15 protein-coding genes are annotated in these 16,294 nt (G+C 61.5%); 1 reads left to right on the plus strand and 14 read right to left on the minus strand.

Annotated elements, in window-relative coordinates:
- Window positions 1–33: 33 nt before the first annotated feature.
- The 6 genes from QLQ16_RS00695 to QLQ16_RS00720 all read right to left on the minus strand — a co-directional run bounded on the left by QLQ16_RS00695 (window position 34) and on the right by QLQ16_RS00720 (window position 7,018).
- Window positions 34–1,398: an MBL fold metallo-hydrolase RNA specificity domain-containing protein gene (locus QLQ16_RS00695; protein WP_283222766.1), complete on the minus strand. Its 1,365-nt coding sequence runs from the start codon at window positions 1,396–1,398 to the stop codon at window positions 34–36.
- Window positions 1,399–1,490: 92 nt separating this feature from the next.
- Complete coding sequence (gene dnaJ, locus QLQ16_RS00700) at window positions 1,491–2,621, minus strand: molecular chaperone DnaJ (RefSeq protein WP_283222767.1); 1,131 nt, start codon at window positions 2,619–2,621, stop codon at window positions 1,491–1,493.
- 103 nt (window positions 2,622–2,724) lie between these two features.
- On the minus strand, window positions 2,725–4,644 hold the full coding sequence (dnaK, locus tag QLQ16_RS00705) for a molecular chaperone DnaK (protein WP_283222768.1): 1,920 nt from the start codon (window positions 4,642–4,644) through the stop codon (window positions 2,725–2,727).
- Between the two features lie 119 nt (window positions 4,645–4,763).
- Complete coding sequence (grpE, locus tag QLQ16_RS00710) at window positions 4,764–5,312, minus strand: nucleotide exchange factor GrpE (protein ID WP_283222769.1); 549 nt, start codon at window positions 5,310–5,312, stop codon at window positions 4,764–4,766.
- Between the two features lie 102 nt (window positions 5,313–5,414).
- Window positions 5,415–5,765: an FKBP-type peptidyl-prolyl cis-trans isomerase gene (locus tag QLQ16_RS00715; RefSeq protein ID WP_108371201.1), complete on the minus strand. Its 351-nt coding sequence runs from the start codon at window positions 5,763–5,765 to the stop codon at window positions 5,415–5,417.
- 80 nt (window positions 5,766–5,845) lie between these two features.
- Window positions 5,846–7,018, minus strand: a complete 1,173-nt coding sequence (locus tag QLQ16_RS00720) for a fumarylacetoacetate hydrolase family protein (protein WP_283222770.1) — start codon at window positions 7,016–7,018, stop codon at window positions 5,846–5,848.
- A 175-nt stretch (window positions 7,019–7,193) separates the two neighbouring features.
- Here QLQ16_RS00720 and QLQ16_RS00725 point away from each other — a divergent pair, with 175 nt between their 5' ends.
- Window positions 7,194–7,844 (plus strand): YiaD family glycine zipper/OmpA-like lipoprotein, encoded by a 651-nt coding sequence (locus tag QLQ16_RS00725; RefSeq protein WP_283222771.1) that lies wholly within the window; start codon window positions 7,194–7,196, stop codon window positions 7,842–7,844.
- Window positions 7,845–7,875: 31 nt separating this feature from the next.
- Here the strand turns inward: QLQ16_RS00725 and QLQ16_RS00730 are convergent, their stop codons facing one another.
- From QLQ16_RS00730 to QLQ16_RS00765, 8 genes are all read right to left on the minus strand, one after another.
- Entirely contained in the window at window positions 7,876–8,385 is a 510-nt protein-coding gene (locus tag QLQ16_RS00730) for a MarR family winged helix-turn-helix transcriptional regulator (RefSeq protein ID WP_431310362.1), read from the minus strand.
- A gap of 10 nt (window positions 8,386–8,395) precedes the next feature.
- Window positions 8,396–10,117, minus strand: coding sequence for an acyl-CoA dehydrogenase family protein (locus tag QLQ16_RS00735; RefSeq protein ID WP_283222772.1), 1,722 nt, complete (start codon window positions 10,115–10,117; stop codon window positions 8,396–8,398).
- 15 nt (window positions 10,118–10,132) lie between these two features.
- The gene (locus tag QLQ16_RS00740; protein WP_283222773.1) at window positions 10,133–10,861 is read right to left on the minus strand and encodes an ABC transporter ATP-binding protein; all 729 of its coding nucleotides are present in this window, start codon (window positions 10,859–10,861) and stop codon (window positions 10,133–10,135) included.
- A 1-nt stretch (window position 10,862) separates the two neighbouring features.
- On the minus strand, window positions 10,863–12,629 hold the full coding sequence (locus QLQ16_RS00745; RefSeq protein ID WP_283222774.1) for a branched-chain amino acid ABC transporter ATP-binding protein/permease: 1,767 nt from the start codon (window positions 12,627–12,629) through the stop codon (window positions 10,863–10,865).
- A 1-nt stretch (window position 12,630) separates the two neighbouring features.
- Window positions 12,631–13,671, minus strand: a complete 1,041-nt coding sequence (locus QLQ16_RS00750; RefSeq protein ID WP_283222775.1) for a branched-chain amino acid ABC transporter permease — start codon at window positions 13,669–13,671, stop codon at window positions 12,631–12,633.
- A 140-nt stretch (window positions 13,672–13,811) separates the two neighbouring features.
- Window positions 13,812–14,945 carry an ABC transporter substrate-binding protein gene (locus tag QLQ16_RS00755; RefSeq protein WP_283222776.1) on the minus strand — a complete coding sequence of 378 codons (1,134 nt, stop codon included), beginning with the start codon at window positions 14,943–14,945 and terminating at the stop codon, window positions 13,812–13,814.
- 67 nt (window positions 14,946–15,012) lie between these two features.
- Window positions 15,013–15,432: an acyl-CoA thioesterase gene (locus QLQ16_RS00760; RefSeq protein WP_283222777.1), complete on the minus strand. Its 420-nt coding sequence runs from the start codon at window positions 15,430–15,432 to the stop codon at window positions 15,013–15,015.
- 10 nt (window positions 15,433–15,442) lie between these two features.
- Window positions 15,443–16,207 carry an SDR family NAD(P)-dependent oxidoreductase gene (locus QLQ16_RS00765; protein WP_283222778.1) on the minus strand — a complete coding sequence of 255 codons (765 nt, stop codon included), beginning with the start codon at window positions 16,205–16,207 and terminating at the stop codon, window positions 15,443–15,445.
- Window positions 16,208–16,294 lie beyond the last annotated feature (87 nt).

The raw sequence follows: 16,294 nt of genomic DNA on the forward strand, positions 1-16,294 counted from the left end.
AGCTGTCTTCGCCAAAGGCCGCATGTCTTCGCGCTACAACGGCCAGACCGACCCTTGCTCGGGCACCAGAGCCCGCCATTTGATTTCGTGCTCGATGCGCTGGCGCAGCATGTCGGATGCTTCGCGCTCGCCATGCACCACATACACCTGCCCAGGCGCACTGGGCATCTTGTGTAACCAGCTGAGCAATTGGTTGGCATCGGCATGGGCAGAGGCAGACTCGATTTGCACCACTTCGGCACGCACCGCCACATCTTGCGCATGGATGCGGATGGTCTTGCGGCCGCTGGCCAGGCAGGCCCCGCGTGTGCCCGGCGCTTGGTAGCCCGTCAAGATGATCATGTTGCGGTGGTCGCCCGCGTACTGCGCCAAGTGGTGGAGCACGCGCCCACCGGTGGCCATGCCGCTGGCCGCCAAGATCACCATGGGCCCGTGCCGATGCGCCAGTGACTTCGATTGTTCGGGCGTCTCCAGCATGGTCGCGACACGGTCCATGTTTCGGACTTCCTGATCGCTCAGGCGGTGCTCGCCCGGGTGTTTTGAAAACAGCGCTGTGGAGTGGATGGCCATAGGGCTGTCCAGAAAAATCGGCAGACCGTGCGGGATCTCGCCAGCGGCTTTGAGCTGTGCGATGGTGTGGAGCACCGCTTGCGCACGCCCCACGGCAAAGACGGGCACCACCGCCACACCCCCGCGTGCGGCCAGCTTGTGCAGCAAAGGGCCCAGCTCTGAAAACAATTGGCCGCTCGGGTGTTGGCGGTCGCCGTAGGTCGATTCGATCAGCACGGTGTCCGCTTGTGGCGGCGGCTCGGGCGGGTTCATGAGCGGGTCATCAGGCCGGCCCAAGTCGCCCGAAAACAGGATGCGACGTCCGGCCACATCGAGCAGCAAACTGGCTGCACCCAGGATGTGTCCAGCGGGCTGAAAGCGTGCTTTCCAGCCTTTGATGGGCTCAAACCATTGGCCTTGGTGCTCAGCATGCAATGGTTTGAGGCTGTTGATCGCTTCTTGCTTGGTGTACAGGGGCAGGGCAGGTGCATGTTTGGAGAAGCCATGCCGGTTGGCAAAGAAGGCATCTTCTTCCTGGATGTGCCCACTGTCGGGCAGCAAGATGGCCGCCAAGTCGCAGGTGCCCGAGGTGGCGTGCACCCGTCCTTTGAAGCCTTGCTTGACCAGCAATGGCAGGTAGCCGCTGTGGTCCAGGTGCGCATGGGTCAGGATCACCGCATTGATCTGGCTGGGCAACACAGGCATTGGGCTCCAGTTGCGCAGGCGCAGTTGTTTGTACCCCTGAAACAGGCCGCAGTCGACCAGCAGCCGCTGGCCCTTGTGCTCGATCAGGTATTTGGAGCCTGTGACCGTGTCGGCCCCGCCCAGGAATGTGATGGTGGCAGTCATGTTGTGCATGCTGAGCCCAAAGCAAAAAGGCTGTTTGACGCAAGTCAAACAGCCTTTTGATCCCTTCAATCCCTTGTCTTTAGGACTGACCTTCAGCCGCCGAAGAAGCCTTTGAGCTTGTCCGTCCAGCTTTCGCCGGAGGGTTGGTGTTTGCCGCCGCCTTTTTGGATCGAGTCTTCGAACTCTTTGAGCAGCTTCTTTTGGTGTTCGGTGAGCTTGACGGGTGTTTCCACGGTGATGTGGCAATACAGATCGCCGGGATAGCTGCCGCGCACGCCCTTGATGCCTTTGCCGCGGATGCGGAACTGCTTGCCGGTTTGCGTGCCTTCGGGGATGTCGATGGCCGCTTTGCCGCCCAAGGTGGGCACTTCGATCTCGCCGCCCAATGCAGCCTTGGAAAAGCTGATCGGCACAGCGCAATGCAAGTCGTCGCCGTCGCGCTCAAAAATCGAATGCTTCTTGATGCGGATCTCGATGAACAGGTCGCCGGGCGGCCCGCCGTTGGTGCCGGGCTCGCCGTTGCCGGCGCTGCGGATGCGCATGCCGTCGTCGATGCCGGCTGGGATTTTGACTTCCAGCGTTTTTTGTTTCTTGATCTTGCCCTGGCCGTGGCAGCTGGTGCACGGGTCGGGAATGATCTTGCCGGTGCCTCGGCAGTGTGGGCAGGTTTGCTGCACGCTGAAAAAACCCTGGCGCATTTGCACTTGGCCAGAGCCGTGGCAGGTTGAGCAGGTCTTGGCGCTGGTGCCGGGTTTGGCGCCCGAGCCGTGGCAGGTATCGCACTCGTCCCAACCGGGAATGCGCAGCTGCGAGTCTTTGCCGTTGGCCGCTTCTTCGAGGGTGATTTCCATCGCGTAGCTGAGGTCCGCACCACGGAAGACCTGACGGCCACCGCCACGGCGACCTTGGCCACCGAAGATGTCGCCAAAGATGTCGCCAAACGCATCGCCGAAACCACCGCCAAAGCCTTCGGCACCGCCGCGCATATTGGGGTCCACACCGGCGTGTCCGTGTTGGTCGTAGGCCGCACGCTTTTGCGGGTCCGACAGCATCTCGTAAGCCTCTTTGGCCTCTTTGAATTTGGCCTCGGCCTCTTTGGCGGCATCGCCCTGATTGCGGTCAGGGTGGTGCTTCATCGCCAGCTTGCGATAAGCCTTTTTGATGTCTTCGTCCGAGGCGTTTTTGGCAACGCCCAGCACTTCGTAAAAATCTCGTTTGGCCATGTGCAATCAAACCGTTAGAACAAGAACGCCGCGAAGGTGATTCAGGACTCTGAACCAGCTTGCGCGGCGGGACTGCGGCAGCTGCCGCAGAAGGGGAGGGGTATCAGCCCTTTTTGACTTCCTTGACTTCAGCGTCCACGACGTTGTCGTCCTGGGGCTTGGCTTGCTCAGCGCCCGCACCCGCGGCGGCTTGCTGCGCTTGCATCTCGGCATAGACCTTCTCGCCCAGTTTTTGGCTGGCGGTCATCAGGGCTTCGGTCTTGGCTTCGATGGCGTCTTTGTCTTCGCCATTCAAAGCCTCTTCCAATGCCTTGGCTGCGGCTTCGATGGCTTCTTTTTCGGCCGCTTCGATCTTGTCGCCGTGCTCGGTCAAGCTCTTCTTGACACTGTGCACTGCGGCTTCGCCGGCGTTGCGCGCTTGCACCAATTCCAGCTTTTTCTTGTCTTCGGCGGCGTTCAGCTCGGCATCCTTGACCATTTGCTGGATTTCGTCTTCCGACAAGCCCGAGTTGGCCTTGATGGTGATCTTGTTTTCTTTGCCGGTGCCTTTGTCTTTGGCGCCCACGTGCAAGATGCCGTTGGCGTCGATGTCAAAAGACACTTCGATCTGGGGCGTGCCACGGGCCGCTGGCGGGATGCCTTCGAGGTTGAATTCACCCAGCAGCTTGTTGCCGCTGGCGATCTCGCGTTCGCCTTGGAACACCTTGATGGTCACAGCCGGCTGGTTGTCGTCGGCGGTCGAGAACGTCTGTGCAAACTTGGTCGGGATCGTGGTGTTCTTGGTGATCATCTTGGTCATGACACCGCCCAGGGTTTCGATGCCCAAAGACAGAGGGGTCACGTCCAACAGCAGCACGTCCTTGCGGTCGCCCGAGAGCACCTGACCTTGGATCGCAGCACCCACGGCCACGGCTTCGTCAGGGTTCACGTCTTTGCGGGGTTCTTGGCCGAAGAACTCTTTGACCTTTTCCTGCACCTTGGGCATGCGGCTCATGCCGCCGACCAAAATCACGTCGTGGATGTCAGAGACCGAGACGCCAGCGTCCTTGATGGCCATGCGGCAAGGGGCGATGGTGCGCTCAATCAGCTCTTCCACCAATTGCTCCAGCTTGGCGCGGGTGAGCTTGACGTTCAGGTGTTTGGGGCCTGTGGCGTCGGCGGTGATGTAGGGCAGGTTGACGTCGGTCGAAGCGGAGCTCGACAGTTCGATCTTGGCTTTTTCTGCGGCTTCTTTCAGGCGCTGCAAGGCCAACACGTCCTTGGTCAGGTCCACGCCGGATTCTTTCTTGAACTCGGCAATGATGAAGTCGATGATGCGCTGGTCGAAGTCTTCGCCGCCCAAGAAGGTGTCGCCGTTGGTGGACAGCACTTCGAACTGCTTTTCGCCGTCCACGTCGGCGATCTCGATGATGGACACGTCGAACGTGCCGCCACCCAGGTCATACACGGCGATCTTGCGGTCGCCCTTTTCGTTCTTGTCCAGACCAAAGGCCAAAGCGGCAGCGGTCGGCTCGTTGATGATGCGCTTGACGTCCAGACCGGCGATGCGGCCAGCGTCTTTGGTGGCCTGGCGCTGTGCGTCGTTGAAGTAAGCGGGCACCGTGATCACGGCTTCGGTCACTTCTTCGCCGAGGTAGTCTTCGGCGGTTTTCTTCATCTTGCGCAGGATCTCGGCGCTGATTTGTGGGGGGGCCAATTTGTTGCCGCGCACTTCCACCCAGGCGTCGCCGTTGTCGGCTTTGGCGATGGTGTAAGGCATCAGGTCGATGTCTTTTTGGACTTCTTTTTCGGCGAACTTGCGGCCGATCAGGCGCTTGACCGCGTACAACGTGTTGCGGGGGTTGGTGACCGCCTGGCGCTTGGCCGATGCGCCGACCAAGATCTCGCCGTCTTCTTGATAAGCAATGATCGAAGGCGTGGTGCGAGCGCCTTCGGCGTTCTCGATCACCTTGGTCGTGTTGCCTTCCATGATGGCCACGCACGAGTTGGTGGTGCCCAAGTCAATACCGATGATTCTTCCCATTTGATGCTCCAAAATTCAGTGAAAGTGCAGATGGTCTGCAGGTGGGGTGGGGTGGAAACTTTTCAAGTCCCCACACGCCAAAAAAGGTTTTTGTGTCGAAAAAAGCGGTTTGAGCGGCTTTATTTCGGGGCGGTGACCGTGACCAGCGCAGGGCGCAGCACGCGCTCGGCGATCAGGTAGCCCTTTTGCAGCACGGTGACCACGGTGTTGGCTTCTTGGTCAGCTGGCACCACGCTGATGGCCTGGTGGTGGTGGGGGTCGAACTTGGTGCCCGCAGCAGGGGCGATCTCGACCACTTTGTTGCGTTCCAGGGCGCTTTTCAGCTGGCGCAGCGTGGCTTCCGAGCCTTCGCGGATTTGCTCCAGTGTGGCGTTGGGGATGGCCAGGCCCGCTTCCAAGCTGTCCAGCACGGGCAGCAGGCTGTCGGCAAAGCTTTCGACGGCAAATTTACGGGCCTTGCTGATTTCTTCGTCCGCGCGGCGGCGGGCGTTTTGCACATCGGCCTGTGCACGCAGATACTGGTCGGCCAGATCGGCGTATTGGGCCTTCAAATTGGCCAGTTCGGCTTGCGCATCGGCCAGCGGATCGGTGGGCGCCATGGCGGCAGCGGCAGCGACTTCTTCGTCGCTCAAAGGCTTGTTTTCGGGGTTTTGTGTGGCGTCTGACATGAACAATGTCCGGAAAAGAGAAATGAACCCCATACAAATAGGGGTTCTTCAAGGCGTTTCAAGTGGCTGATGGCCGCCCAATGGGGCATGTCAGCGGGGAAATCAGCTCAGTGCCAGCAGTTCCACATCAAATTTCAAGGTCGCGTTGGGGGGGATCACGCCGCCAGCGCCACGGGCGCCATAGCCCAGCTCGGACGGGATGATCAAGGTGCGCTGACCGCCCACCTTCATGCCGGCCACGCCTTCGTCCCAGCCCTTGATGACCATGCCCGCGCCCAGAGGGAACACGAAGGGGTCACGGCGGTCGCGGCTCGAATCGAACTTGGCGCCTTGCTGGCCATCTTTGTAAAGCCAGCCGGTGTAGTGCACCGTGACGTCTTGGCCTTTGGTCGCTTCAGCGCCTTCGCCAACAACGGTGTCTTCGTATTGCAGACCGGAGGGGGTGGTGTTCATGGTGGGCTTTCTGGATAAATTGGGAGAGAGTGCAGAACCCGCTGCCACCAACGGCAGGCAAGGCTCAGGCCAACCCAAAATTATGCCAGCAGACCGCGCCGGGCCAGATCGCGCATCAAGGCTCGCACGCCGTACACCCAAGGGGCCGCTTGGTCGGAGGTGGTGATGGTGTTGGTCAAGGTGCCCAATTGGGGCGTGGACACGCTCACCGTATCGCCCACCACATGGGTGAAGCCTTGGCCGGGGCCGTGCCGGTCTTGCGTGGGCGCAAACATGGTGCCCAAAAACAACATCATGCCGTCGGGGTATTGGTGATACGGCCCCATGGCTTGACCCGCCAGGTCCAGCGGGTCGCGGCTGATTTGGCCCAGCGAGCTGCTGCCTTGCATGACAAAGCCCTCCGGGCCTTTCACGGTCAGGGTCAGGTCGCATTGGCGCACATCGTCGATGCCAAAGTGCGCGTCAAACAGGCGGATGAAGGGGCCGATGGCGCAGCTGGCGTTGTTGTCTTTGGCTTTGCCCAGCAGCAAGGCGCTGCGGCCTTCAAAGTCGCGCAGGTTCACGTCGTTGCCCAAGCTGGCGCCCACCACCTCGCCGCGTGAGTTGACGGCCAGCACCACTTCGGGTTCGGGGTTGTTCCATTGGCTTGCGGGGTGGATGCCGGCCAGGGCGCCCGTGCCCACAGCGCTCATGGGTTGGGATTTGGTGAAGATTTCGGCGTCCGGGCCAATGCCCACCTCCAGGTATTGCGACCACATGCCTTGGGCCAGCAGCACTTCTTTGAGCTTGGCCGATTCGGGCGAGCCGGGCTTGACGCTGCGCAGGTTGTCGCCAATCACGGCCACCACCGCCTGGCGCACGGCCTCGGCCTTGCTGGCGTCGCCCCGGGCTTGTTCTTCGATCACCCGCTCGAGCATGCTGGCCACAAAGGTCACACCCGCCGCTTTGATGGCTTGCAGGTCGCAAGGCGCCATGAGCCAAGGCTTTGTGGCATCGCGCTGCGGCTCGTGGGCGTTGGCCAACACATCGGCCGTCTTGGCCACAGCGGTCGCCAGGCCCGACTCGATCACTTGGCGCACCTGCGCGGCCGGGTTGGGCAGCTCCAGCAATTGGCTGCTGGTGGGGGCCAGCGCCGAAAGGTCAAACACCTCATGGGCCGTGATGGCCACCAAGGTGGCCCCCAGGCCCGGTTGCCAAAGGCGACCAATCAAACATGCTTGGGCGTGGTCATGGGGCAAGCTGGGATGTGTCATGGTGTTCGCGTGGTGGATAAATCGAACCCTCAGCATGCCAGAGCTGCAAGAGGCCGGCTGTCACCTACAGGCATGGGCGCTGCTGAAGAAAATTGTTGCAAGCTTGTGAGCTGCGTCACGGTATTGCCTGCTTGGGACGGTTAAATTCAACACCCTTCAGACACAGGAATTTCACATGACATTTTCAAACGCCCTCAAAGCCTCAGGCAGCCTCGTCACGGGTCTGGCCATTGTGCTGACCGGCTGCGCCACCGCCACCCCCGAGCAAAAAGGGGCGGGCACCGGGGCCTTGATCGGCGCAGTTGCGGGCCAGGTGCTGGGCCGCGACGCGAAATCCTCAGCCATCGGTGCTGGCCTGGGCGCCTTGGGCGGTTACATCTGGTCCAAGAACATGGAAGACAAAAAACGCGCCATGGAGGCGGCCACAGCCGGCACGGGCACGGTGGTCACTCAGACCGCCGACAACCAGCTCAAGCTGAGTATCCCGAACGACATTTCTTTTGACACCGGACGCTCGGACATCAAGCCCAATTTGCGCCCGATCTTGGACCAGTTCGCACAAGGCCTGAGCCAGCAAACGTCGATGGAAGTCAAGATCGTGGGCCACACCGACAACAAAGGCAGCGACGCGATCAACAACCCCTTGTCGGTCAACCGCGCCCAAAGTGCCCGTGACTATTTGGTGGGCCGTGGCGTGAGCAGCAGCCGCATCAGCATCGACGGCCGAGGTTCGCGTGAACCGATTGCCGACAACGCCACCGAAGCCGGTCGTGCGCGCAACCGCCGCATCGACATTTACCTGGCCGAGCGCTCGACGGGCAAGTGATCGGCACAGCGCTGCGGCTTGGCGCGGCGCTTCAGAGGTAGATTTTTTGCAGCAGGTCCAGCAGCGTTTTGCGCTGGGCAGCCGTCAAGCGCGAGGTCTTTTCGACTTCGAGGTCGGAGGCGGTTTGTTCGGCTTGCTGCATCAAGGCGATGCCTTGATCGGTGGGGTGCAAACCCACGGCCCGCCCATCGTGGGGGTGCGGCTTGCGCTCGATCAGGCCCCTGGCCTCCAGACTTTGGATCAGCCCCACCAAATTGGGGGGCAGCAAATTCAAAGCTGCGCACAGCTGGCGCGAGGTCACCCCGGGGTTGTGGTGGATGGTGGACATCACCGAAAAATCCACCGGCTTGAGCCCGTAGGGTGCCAGCCGCTCTAGAAACAACTCGATGATGCTCAGCGCCGCACGACGGGCGTTGTAGCCCATCAGGCTTTGCAGATAAGTGGTGTCGATGGGGTCCACGGCAGCCGTTGTGGCTTCCGTGGACTTTTTGCTTTTGCGGGCTGCAGGGCTTCGGGTAGCCGTTTTGGCGGTGGTGGCCATGGCTGGGCCTTCAGGCGCCTGCGGCCGTGCACTGCTGCACGATGATGAAGGTGCGCATCTGGAATTCGGGCAGCACCCACTGGCGCAAGGCTTTGGCCGGTGCCAGCCAGCGTGTGTTGGCATCGGGGGTGTCGGCATCGACACCGGTTTCGATGCGCAACCAAGCCCAGTCCATCAGCACCAAAGCCACGGCACGCAGGTAGTCGTCGGCCACACGGAAGGGCAAAGCGGCGTCTTGGGGCGCGGCTTTGACGATCTGCGCGGTCACGGCACGCAGCGTCTGGATGCGGGCTTGTGCCGATGTGCTGGCCTTGGCCGCTTGCGGCAAGTCGGCGGCGAGGGTGTCCAGCAGCGCGTTCATGCTCTGGCCGCCATCGGCCATCACCTTGCGCACCAGCAGGTCGATCGCCTGGATCTCGTTGGTGCCTTCGTAAATCATGGCCACGCGGGCGTCGCGCACGATTTGCTCAATGCCCCATTCGCGCACATAGCCGTGGCCACCGAACACCTGCAGGCAGTCGCTGCCGCCGTGAAAGGCCTGGTGGGTGAACACCGATTTCATGACCGGCGTGACCAGGGCGCACCAGCGCTGGGCGGCGGCTTGTTGTTCTGCATCGGCGCTGTGCTTGATCAGGTCCAGCTCGAGTGCGGTGCGGTAGGCCAGCACACGACCGGCATCGACCCAAGCGCGTTGAGTGTCCAGAATTCGGCGCATGGCGGGGTGTTCGCCAATCAGGTCGGCTTCGCCCGCGCTTTTGCCTTTGCCCGGCGCACGCATCTGGCGTCGCTCTTGCGCATACGCATCGGCCTTTTGCCAAGCGGCGTCTAAAAGGCCAATGCCTTGCAAGGCCACGTGCAATCGGGCGGCGTTCATCATCACGAACATCGCGCCCAAGCCCTTGCCGGGCTCGCCCACTATGGAAGAGACCGCTTCGTCAAAACGCATCACACAGGTGGGGCTGCCGTGCAGGCCCATCTTTTCTTCGATGCGGTCGCAATGCACACGGCTGCGGCTGCCATCGGGGTAGAACTTGGGAACGAGGAACAGCGACAGGCCTTTGGGGCCGGGCGGGGCATCGGGCAGGCGGGCCAAGACCAAGTGAACAATGTTGTCGGTCAGGTCGTGCTCGCCACCCGAGATGAAAATCTTGGTGCCACTCACGGCATAGGTGCCATCGGGCATGGGGACCGCTTTGGTACGGGCCAGACCCAAATCAGAGCCTGCATGCGGCTCGGTCAGGCACATGGTGGCCAGCCATTCGCCGGTGGCCACTTTCTCTAAATACTGCGCTTTGAGCTCGTCGCTGGCGTGGTGCTTGATGCACTCGTAAGCGCCATGCAAAAGGCCGGGCGCCATGGTCCAGCCGTGGTTGGCTGCGCTCAGCATTTCGTACAGCATGGCTTCGAGCACGGTGGGCAGGCCTTGACCGCCGTCTTCGCTGCTCGCGGCCAGCGCGGGCCAGCCCGATTGCCAGAAGGACTGGTAAGCGGCTTTGAAGCCTGGCGGCATGGTGACCGCGCCACCTTGCCACTGCGCACCGATTTCATCGCCATCGCGGTTGAGCGGGGCGATCACCTCGCCCACAAACTTACCTGCCTCGGCCAGCACTTGTTGCATCAGGTCCGGGTCCACCTCGGCAAAGGCGGGCAGCGCTTGCAGTTGGGCGGGGGCGTTCAGCACGCGGGACAACACAAACTGCATGTCGTCGGTGCGGGGTTGGTAGGCGTTCATGCTCGATCCGGTCAATTACTTTTTGGCGGCACCCAAATAGGTGTCGATCACGCGGGGGTCTTGGGCCAGGTCAGCGGCTTTGCCGTGCAGGCCGATCTCGCCCATCTCCAGCACATAGCCCTCGTCTGCCACGGCCAGCGCGGCGCGGGCGTTTTGTTCCACCAGCACGATGGTCACGCCGGTTTGGCGCAGGGTTTCGATGATGGAGAAAATTTCTTTGACGATCAGTGGGGCCAGGCCCAGGCTGGGCTCGTCCAGCATCAAGACCGAGGGGCGCGACATGAGGGAGCGGCCCACCGCCAACATTTGGCGCTCGCCACCCGAGAGGGTGCCGGCCTCTTGCAGGCGGCGCTCTTTCAGGCGCGGGAACAGGTCGTACACATCGTCCAGGCGGTCGCGCCACTGCGCGTTGCCCAGGCGCATCTGGCGGTAACCGCCCAGCACCAGGTTGTCTTCCACGCTCATGGTGCCAAACAGCTCGCGCTTTTCAGGCACCAGGGCGATGCCCTGCATCACACGTTCTTCGAGGGTGAGTTCGGTGATCGACTGCCCATTGAATTCGATCAGGCCCTTGGACGGCAAGATGCCCATCAGGCTGTTGAGCAAGGTGGATTTGCCGGCGCCATTGGGGCCGATCACGGTGATCACGCTGCCTTTGTCGGCTTGCAGGCTCAGGCCATGCAGCACTTCGGCTTTGCCGTAGCCCGCACGCAGGTCGGTGACTTTGAGAAGAGGGGTCGCCATGTCAGTGTTCCGTTCCAAGGTAAGCGGCGCGAACGGCCGGATTGGCTTGTACTTCGGCAGGGGTGCCGCGTGTCAGCAAGGTGCCGAATTCCATCACCACCAGCTCGTCGCAGACATCCATCACCAAGTCCATGTCGTGTTCGACCAACAAGATGCTCATGCCTTCGCCTTGCAGCTGACGCAAGACCTGGATCAGGCCTTGTTTTTCTTTGTGCCTGAGGCCAGCAGCGGGTTCATCGAGCAGCAGCAGGGCAGGGTCGCAGCACAGGGCGCGGGCAATTTCCATCAGGCGTTGCGGGCCCATGGCCAGGTTGCCGGCCTGCTCGTGCATGTAAGCGCCCATGCCAATGCGTTCGAGTTGACGCTGTGCCTCTTTCATCATGCGTTGTTCTTCGGCGCGGTTGGTGCGCAGCATGGACGAGAGCACGCCACTTTGGCCCCGCGTGTAGGCGCCCAGCGCCACGTTTTCGAGCACGGTCATGTCGGGGATCATCTTGACGTGCTGGAAGGTGCGGGCCATGCCTTGGCGAGAAATGTCCCGCGAGGGCAAAGCGCTGATGTCGCTGCCGCGGAACAAGACCTGGCCGCTGGTTTTGGACAAGACGCCGGTGATCAGGTTGAAGGTGGTGGACTTGCCGGCACCGTTGGGGCCAATCAGGCCCACGATCTGGCCGGCTTGGATCTCAAAGCTGATGTCGTTGACAGCGGTCAAGCCACCGAACTGTTTGCGGATCTTGTCGACTTTGAGCACCACATCGCCAGCAGCGGGTTTGCTGCGTGTGGGCAGGTCGCTGGCGTTTTGCCAATCGACTCGGCGTGGTGGGCGGGGCAACTTTTTGGCCACCACCGACCACAAACCGTCGGGCAGATACTTGAGCACCAACACCATGGCCACGCCAAAGACGATGACTTCGTAACTGCCGCTGGTGCCGATCAAAGCGGGCAGTGCCACCTGCAGGTAATCGTCGAGCAGCTTGATCAGGCCCGCACCGACGATGGCGCCCCAAACATGGCCTACACCCCCAATCACCGCCATGAACAGGTATTCGATGCCCATCTTCAGACCGAAGGCCGAAGGGTTGACGGTGCGCTGGAAATGCGCCAACAACCAGCCTGACACACAGGCAAACAAGGCGGCGACGACGAAGATCGTGACTTTGTATCGGAAGGTGCTGATGCCCATGGCCTCGGCCATTTGTGTACCGCCCTTGAGCGAGCGAATGGCGCGACCCGGACGCGAGTCCAGCAAGTTGAGCAAGGCCACCGCACCGGCCAGCAAGATGGCCCAGGTCAGCACGAAGAACAAGCGGCCTTGGCCGATGTCGATGTCGCCGATGGACAAACTCTTGAGGCCCAGCAGACCGTCGTATTTGCCCAAGGCATCGAGGTTGCCCATGAGGTAGTACAAAGCCAATCCCCACGCGATGGTCGCCAGCGGCAAATAATGGCCCGACATGCGCAAGGTGATGAAGCCCACGATCAGGGCACTGACAGCGGTCAGCGACAGACCGACCAACAAGGTCAGCCAGGGCGACATGCCGGTGTTGAGCGTGAGCCAAGCGGTGGTGTAAGCGCCGATGCCCACAAAAGCCGCTTGGCCAAAAGAGGTCAGACCCCCGATGCCGGTCAGCAGCACCAGGCCCAGGCTCACAAGCGCATAAAGACCGATGTAGTTCAGTTGTGCAATCCAAAAGTCGGGCAGAGGCGCCAGGGCGATGAGCGGGACCGCAGCGGCCAGCAACCAAATGGAAAATTTTTGCTTGTTCATGTCAGTGTTCCTCGTCCGAGTGGCCACTGCGCAAAGAGCGCACGAGGAGGATGGGCAAGATGAGCGTGAAGACGATCACTTCTTTGAAAGCGCTGGCCCAGAAAGCGCCAAAGGCTTCCACGATGCCAACAAACAGAGCGCCCACCAGGGCACCGGGGTAGCTGGCCAGGCCGCCGATCACGGCCGCCACAAAACCCTTGAGTCCGATCAGAAAGCCTGAGTCGTAAAACACGGTGGTGGTCGGGCCGATCAACAGGCCCGACAAGGCGCCAATCAGCGCGGCCATGAGGAAGGTCAGCTGGCCCGAAGTGTGGCTGGAGATGCCCATCAGGCGAGCGCCGGTCCGGTTCACGGCGGTCGCCCGCAAGGCCTTGCCGCGCAAGGTCCGCTCAAAGTACAGCCAAAGCAGAACAATCAATGCCAGGGACACGCCGAAAATGATCACCGTTTGCCCTGAGAGCGAGACGGGGCCCAGCGAGAACCGTTCGTCCCAAAAGGGCGGGTTGCGAAAGCCTTCGGCACCAAAGAACAACAGGCCCAGACCTGTCATGGCGAAGTGCACACCCACCGACACGATCAGCAGCACCAAGGGTGTGGCCGCTTCGAGCGACTGGTAGGCCACGCGGTAGACCAGTGGGCCGAATGCGGTGACGATGGCCACGCTCAAAACGGCCTGCATCCACAGGGGGAACATTTGCGGGGCCGCCCAGATGCCCACCAGCGAGACGATCACCGGAAAAACCAAGAGCTTCAGCGCCGAGCGCAAGGCGCGCAAGGGCTTGCCATGGTGGTGCCAACGCTCCACCCATTCCATCAAAGCGGCCACGCCAGCCAAGATCAGCAGCAGCCAGATGGTGCCGGGTGTTTTTCCGGTCTGAAGCATGGCCAGGGTGAGTGCGCCATAGGCGACAAATTCACCTTGGGGAATGAAGATCACGCGGGTGACGGTGAACACCAGCACAGTGGCCAGCCCGAGCAGGGCATAGATCGCACCATTGGTGACACCGTCAAGCAGCAAGATGCTGGCGATGGAAAAGTCCATGGGAAGCCTTGGGGAAAATCAGCAGGAGCCCGTTAGAAGCAAAGCAGTGCGCCAGCCCCTGGGCGGGCGCACTGCTCAAGCGCAACCATTCACAGAGGTGGGCTCCCATGAGGAGAGGCCTCTGTGCATGCGATCAGGCCTTATTCGACCTTGAACTTGCCGTCCACCACCTTGGTCATCACGCCGGTTTCGAGCGTGTAGCCCCAGTGGTCAGCGGGTGTCCAGTTCATGACGCCGTGTGCGAACACGGTGCGGCCCATGGTTTCCAGGCTGTCACGCACGGCCGAGCGGAACTCGGCTGTGCCAGGCTTGGCTTTTTTGAGCGCCAAGGGGAGGGCTTTCTCGACAGCGATTTCGAAGTCATAGGAATGACCTGCGAACTGGTTGCGCGAGTTGGCGCCAAATTCTTTTTCGAATTTCTGCACAAAGTCCAAAGCCAATTTCTTGGAGGGGTGGCTGTCGGCCAATTGGTCGCCCAGCAAAGCAGGACCGGACACCACAAAAGTGCCTTCGACCGATTTGCCGCCCACGCGGGCCAGGTCAGGTGTGGCGGCGGCGTGTGTCTGATAGACCTTGCCTTTGTAGCCGCGCTCGACCAAACCCATCTGAGGCATGGCGGCACCGGAGCCCGAAGCCACGACCAACATCGCGTCGGGGTTGGCAGCGGTCAGCTTCAGCGCTTGTGGGGTCACGCTGGTGTCGGTGCGGGCAAAGCGCTCGGTGCCGACCAGCTTGATGCCGGCTTTGTCCAGCATGGGGCCCACAGCGTCCAGCCACTGCTGGCCATAGGCGTCGGTGTAGCCCAAAAAGCCGACGGACTTGACGCCTTGCTTTTTCATGTGCTCGACCACGGCGTGGCCCATCACGGTGTTGGACTGGGGCAGGCGGAACAACCACTTGTCCTTGCCAGGTGGCACGCCCACGGGTGAGCCAGCGATTTGGACGGTGCCCGCTTCAGCAGCGATGTCGGTCATGGCGGCCGCCACGGCGGTGATGCAGGAGCCAAAAATCAGATCGACTTTGTCTTCGGTCACAAAGCGACGTGCGTTGGCCGCGCCTTTGCCGGGATCGGTCGCGTCGTCCAAGATGATCAGCTGGACTTTTTCGCCGCCAATGGTTTTGGGGAACAGCTGCAGCTGTTTTTGCATCGGGATGCCCAGGCCGGAGCCGGGGCCGGTCAAGGACAGGCTCACGCCGATCTTGATGTCGGCCAGCGCAGCGGTGCTGGACACGGCGGTGATGGCCAAGGCCAGCAGGGTTTTCTTGAGTTTCATGGTTTGTCTCCTCGGGGGTTAAAAAAACACAGGTTAGGGCAATGGGTGGGGCTTGAACAGTAGGGTTTCAACTGCACAGGGCCTTGATGTCTTCGGGCACGGGGATCGCTTTGATGCGGTCCGGGTCCTCGGGGTGTTTGATGCAAAAGGCGCGCACTTCGGTGCCTTCGCACAGCACCGTGTCGCCGCGCATGACCACGTGCTTGTGCACGATGACCTTCTCGCGCCACTCTTGCACGCTGGTGTGCACCTGGATGGTTTCGCCATAGGTGGCGGGGCGGATGAACTTGGTGTTGATCTCCAGCAGCGGCGTGCCTATGATGCCGCGCGTCTTGACCAGTTCGCGCCAGGGCGGCACGCCGCACTGGACGAAAAAGTTGAGGGACGATGCGTCCATCCACTTGGAGAAGTTGGGGAAGAACACGATGCCTGCGGGATCGCAATCCCCGAACATCACTTGCACTTCGTAAACAACGGTTTTGCTCATGGGCTTGCTTTCAGCGGGGCGCCATGCGCAGGGCGCCGTCCAAACGGATGACTTCGCCGTTCAGGTGGTTGTTGGTGACGATGTGGCAGGCCAACTCGGCAAACTCGCTGGGCTTGCCCAAGCGTGCGGGGAAGGGGATGCTGGCGGCCAGCGACTGCTGGATGGGCTCGGGCAAGGTTTCCATCAATGGGGTCTTGAACAGGCCGGGGGCGATGGTGCACACGCGGATGCCGTGCTGGGCCAAGTCACGCGCCATGGGCAGCGTCATGCCGACCACGCCCGCCTTGGAGGCGCTGTAGGCTTGTTGGCCCACTTGGCCGTCAAAAGCCGCGACCGAGGCGGTGAAGACCATCACGCCACGGGCGCCGTCTTCCATGGGATCGAGCTTGGCGCAGGCGGCCGAAAACAAACGCGCTGCGTTGTAGGTGCCGATCAGGTTGACGTTGATCACCTTGGCGAAGTCCTCCAGCGGGGCGGCGTTGCCGTCTTTGCCGACCACGCGCTTGGCCGAGCCGATGCCGGCAATCTGCATCAGGATGCGGGCCGGGCCGTGGGCTGCGGCGGCGGCCTCGATGGCCTGCTGCATGCTGTCGGGATCGGACACATTGCATTTGACCGCCAAGCCACCGATGTCTTTGGCCACGCGCTCAGCGTTGTCCATGTTGAGGTCGAGCACCGCGACCTTGGCACCCAGGCGGGCCAGTTCGCGGGCCGTGGCCTCGCCCAAACCAGAACCACCGCCGGTGACCAGAGCTGCTTGTCCTTGGATGTTCATGTCTTTTCCTTTGTTGAGTTTTGAAGGCTTGTGGGAGCTTGCCTGCAAGCGATGGCCAGTGGCTCAGCACCTGAACTGTCGCCAGCA

Origin of the sequence: Limnohabitans lacus (assembly GCF_030053395.1) — a bacterium.
Taxonomy (GTDB): domain Bacteria; phylum Pseudomonadota; class Gammaproteobacteria; order Burkholderiales; family Burkholderiaceae_C; genus Limnohabitans_A; species Limnohabitans_A lacus.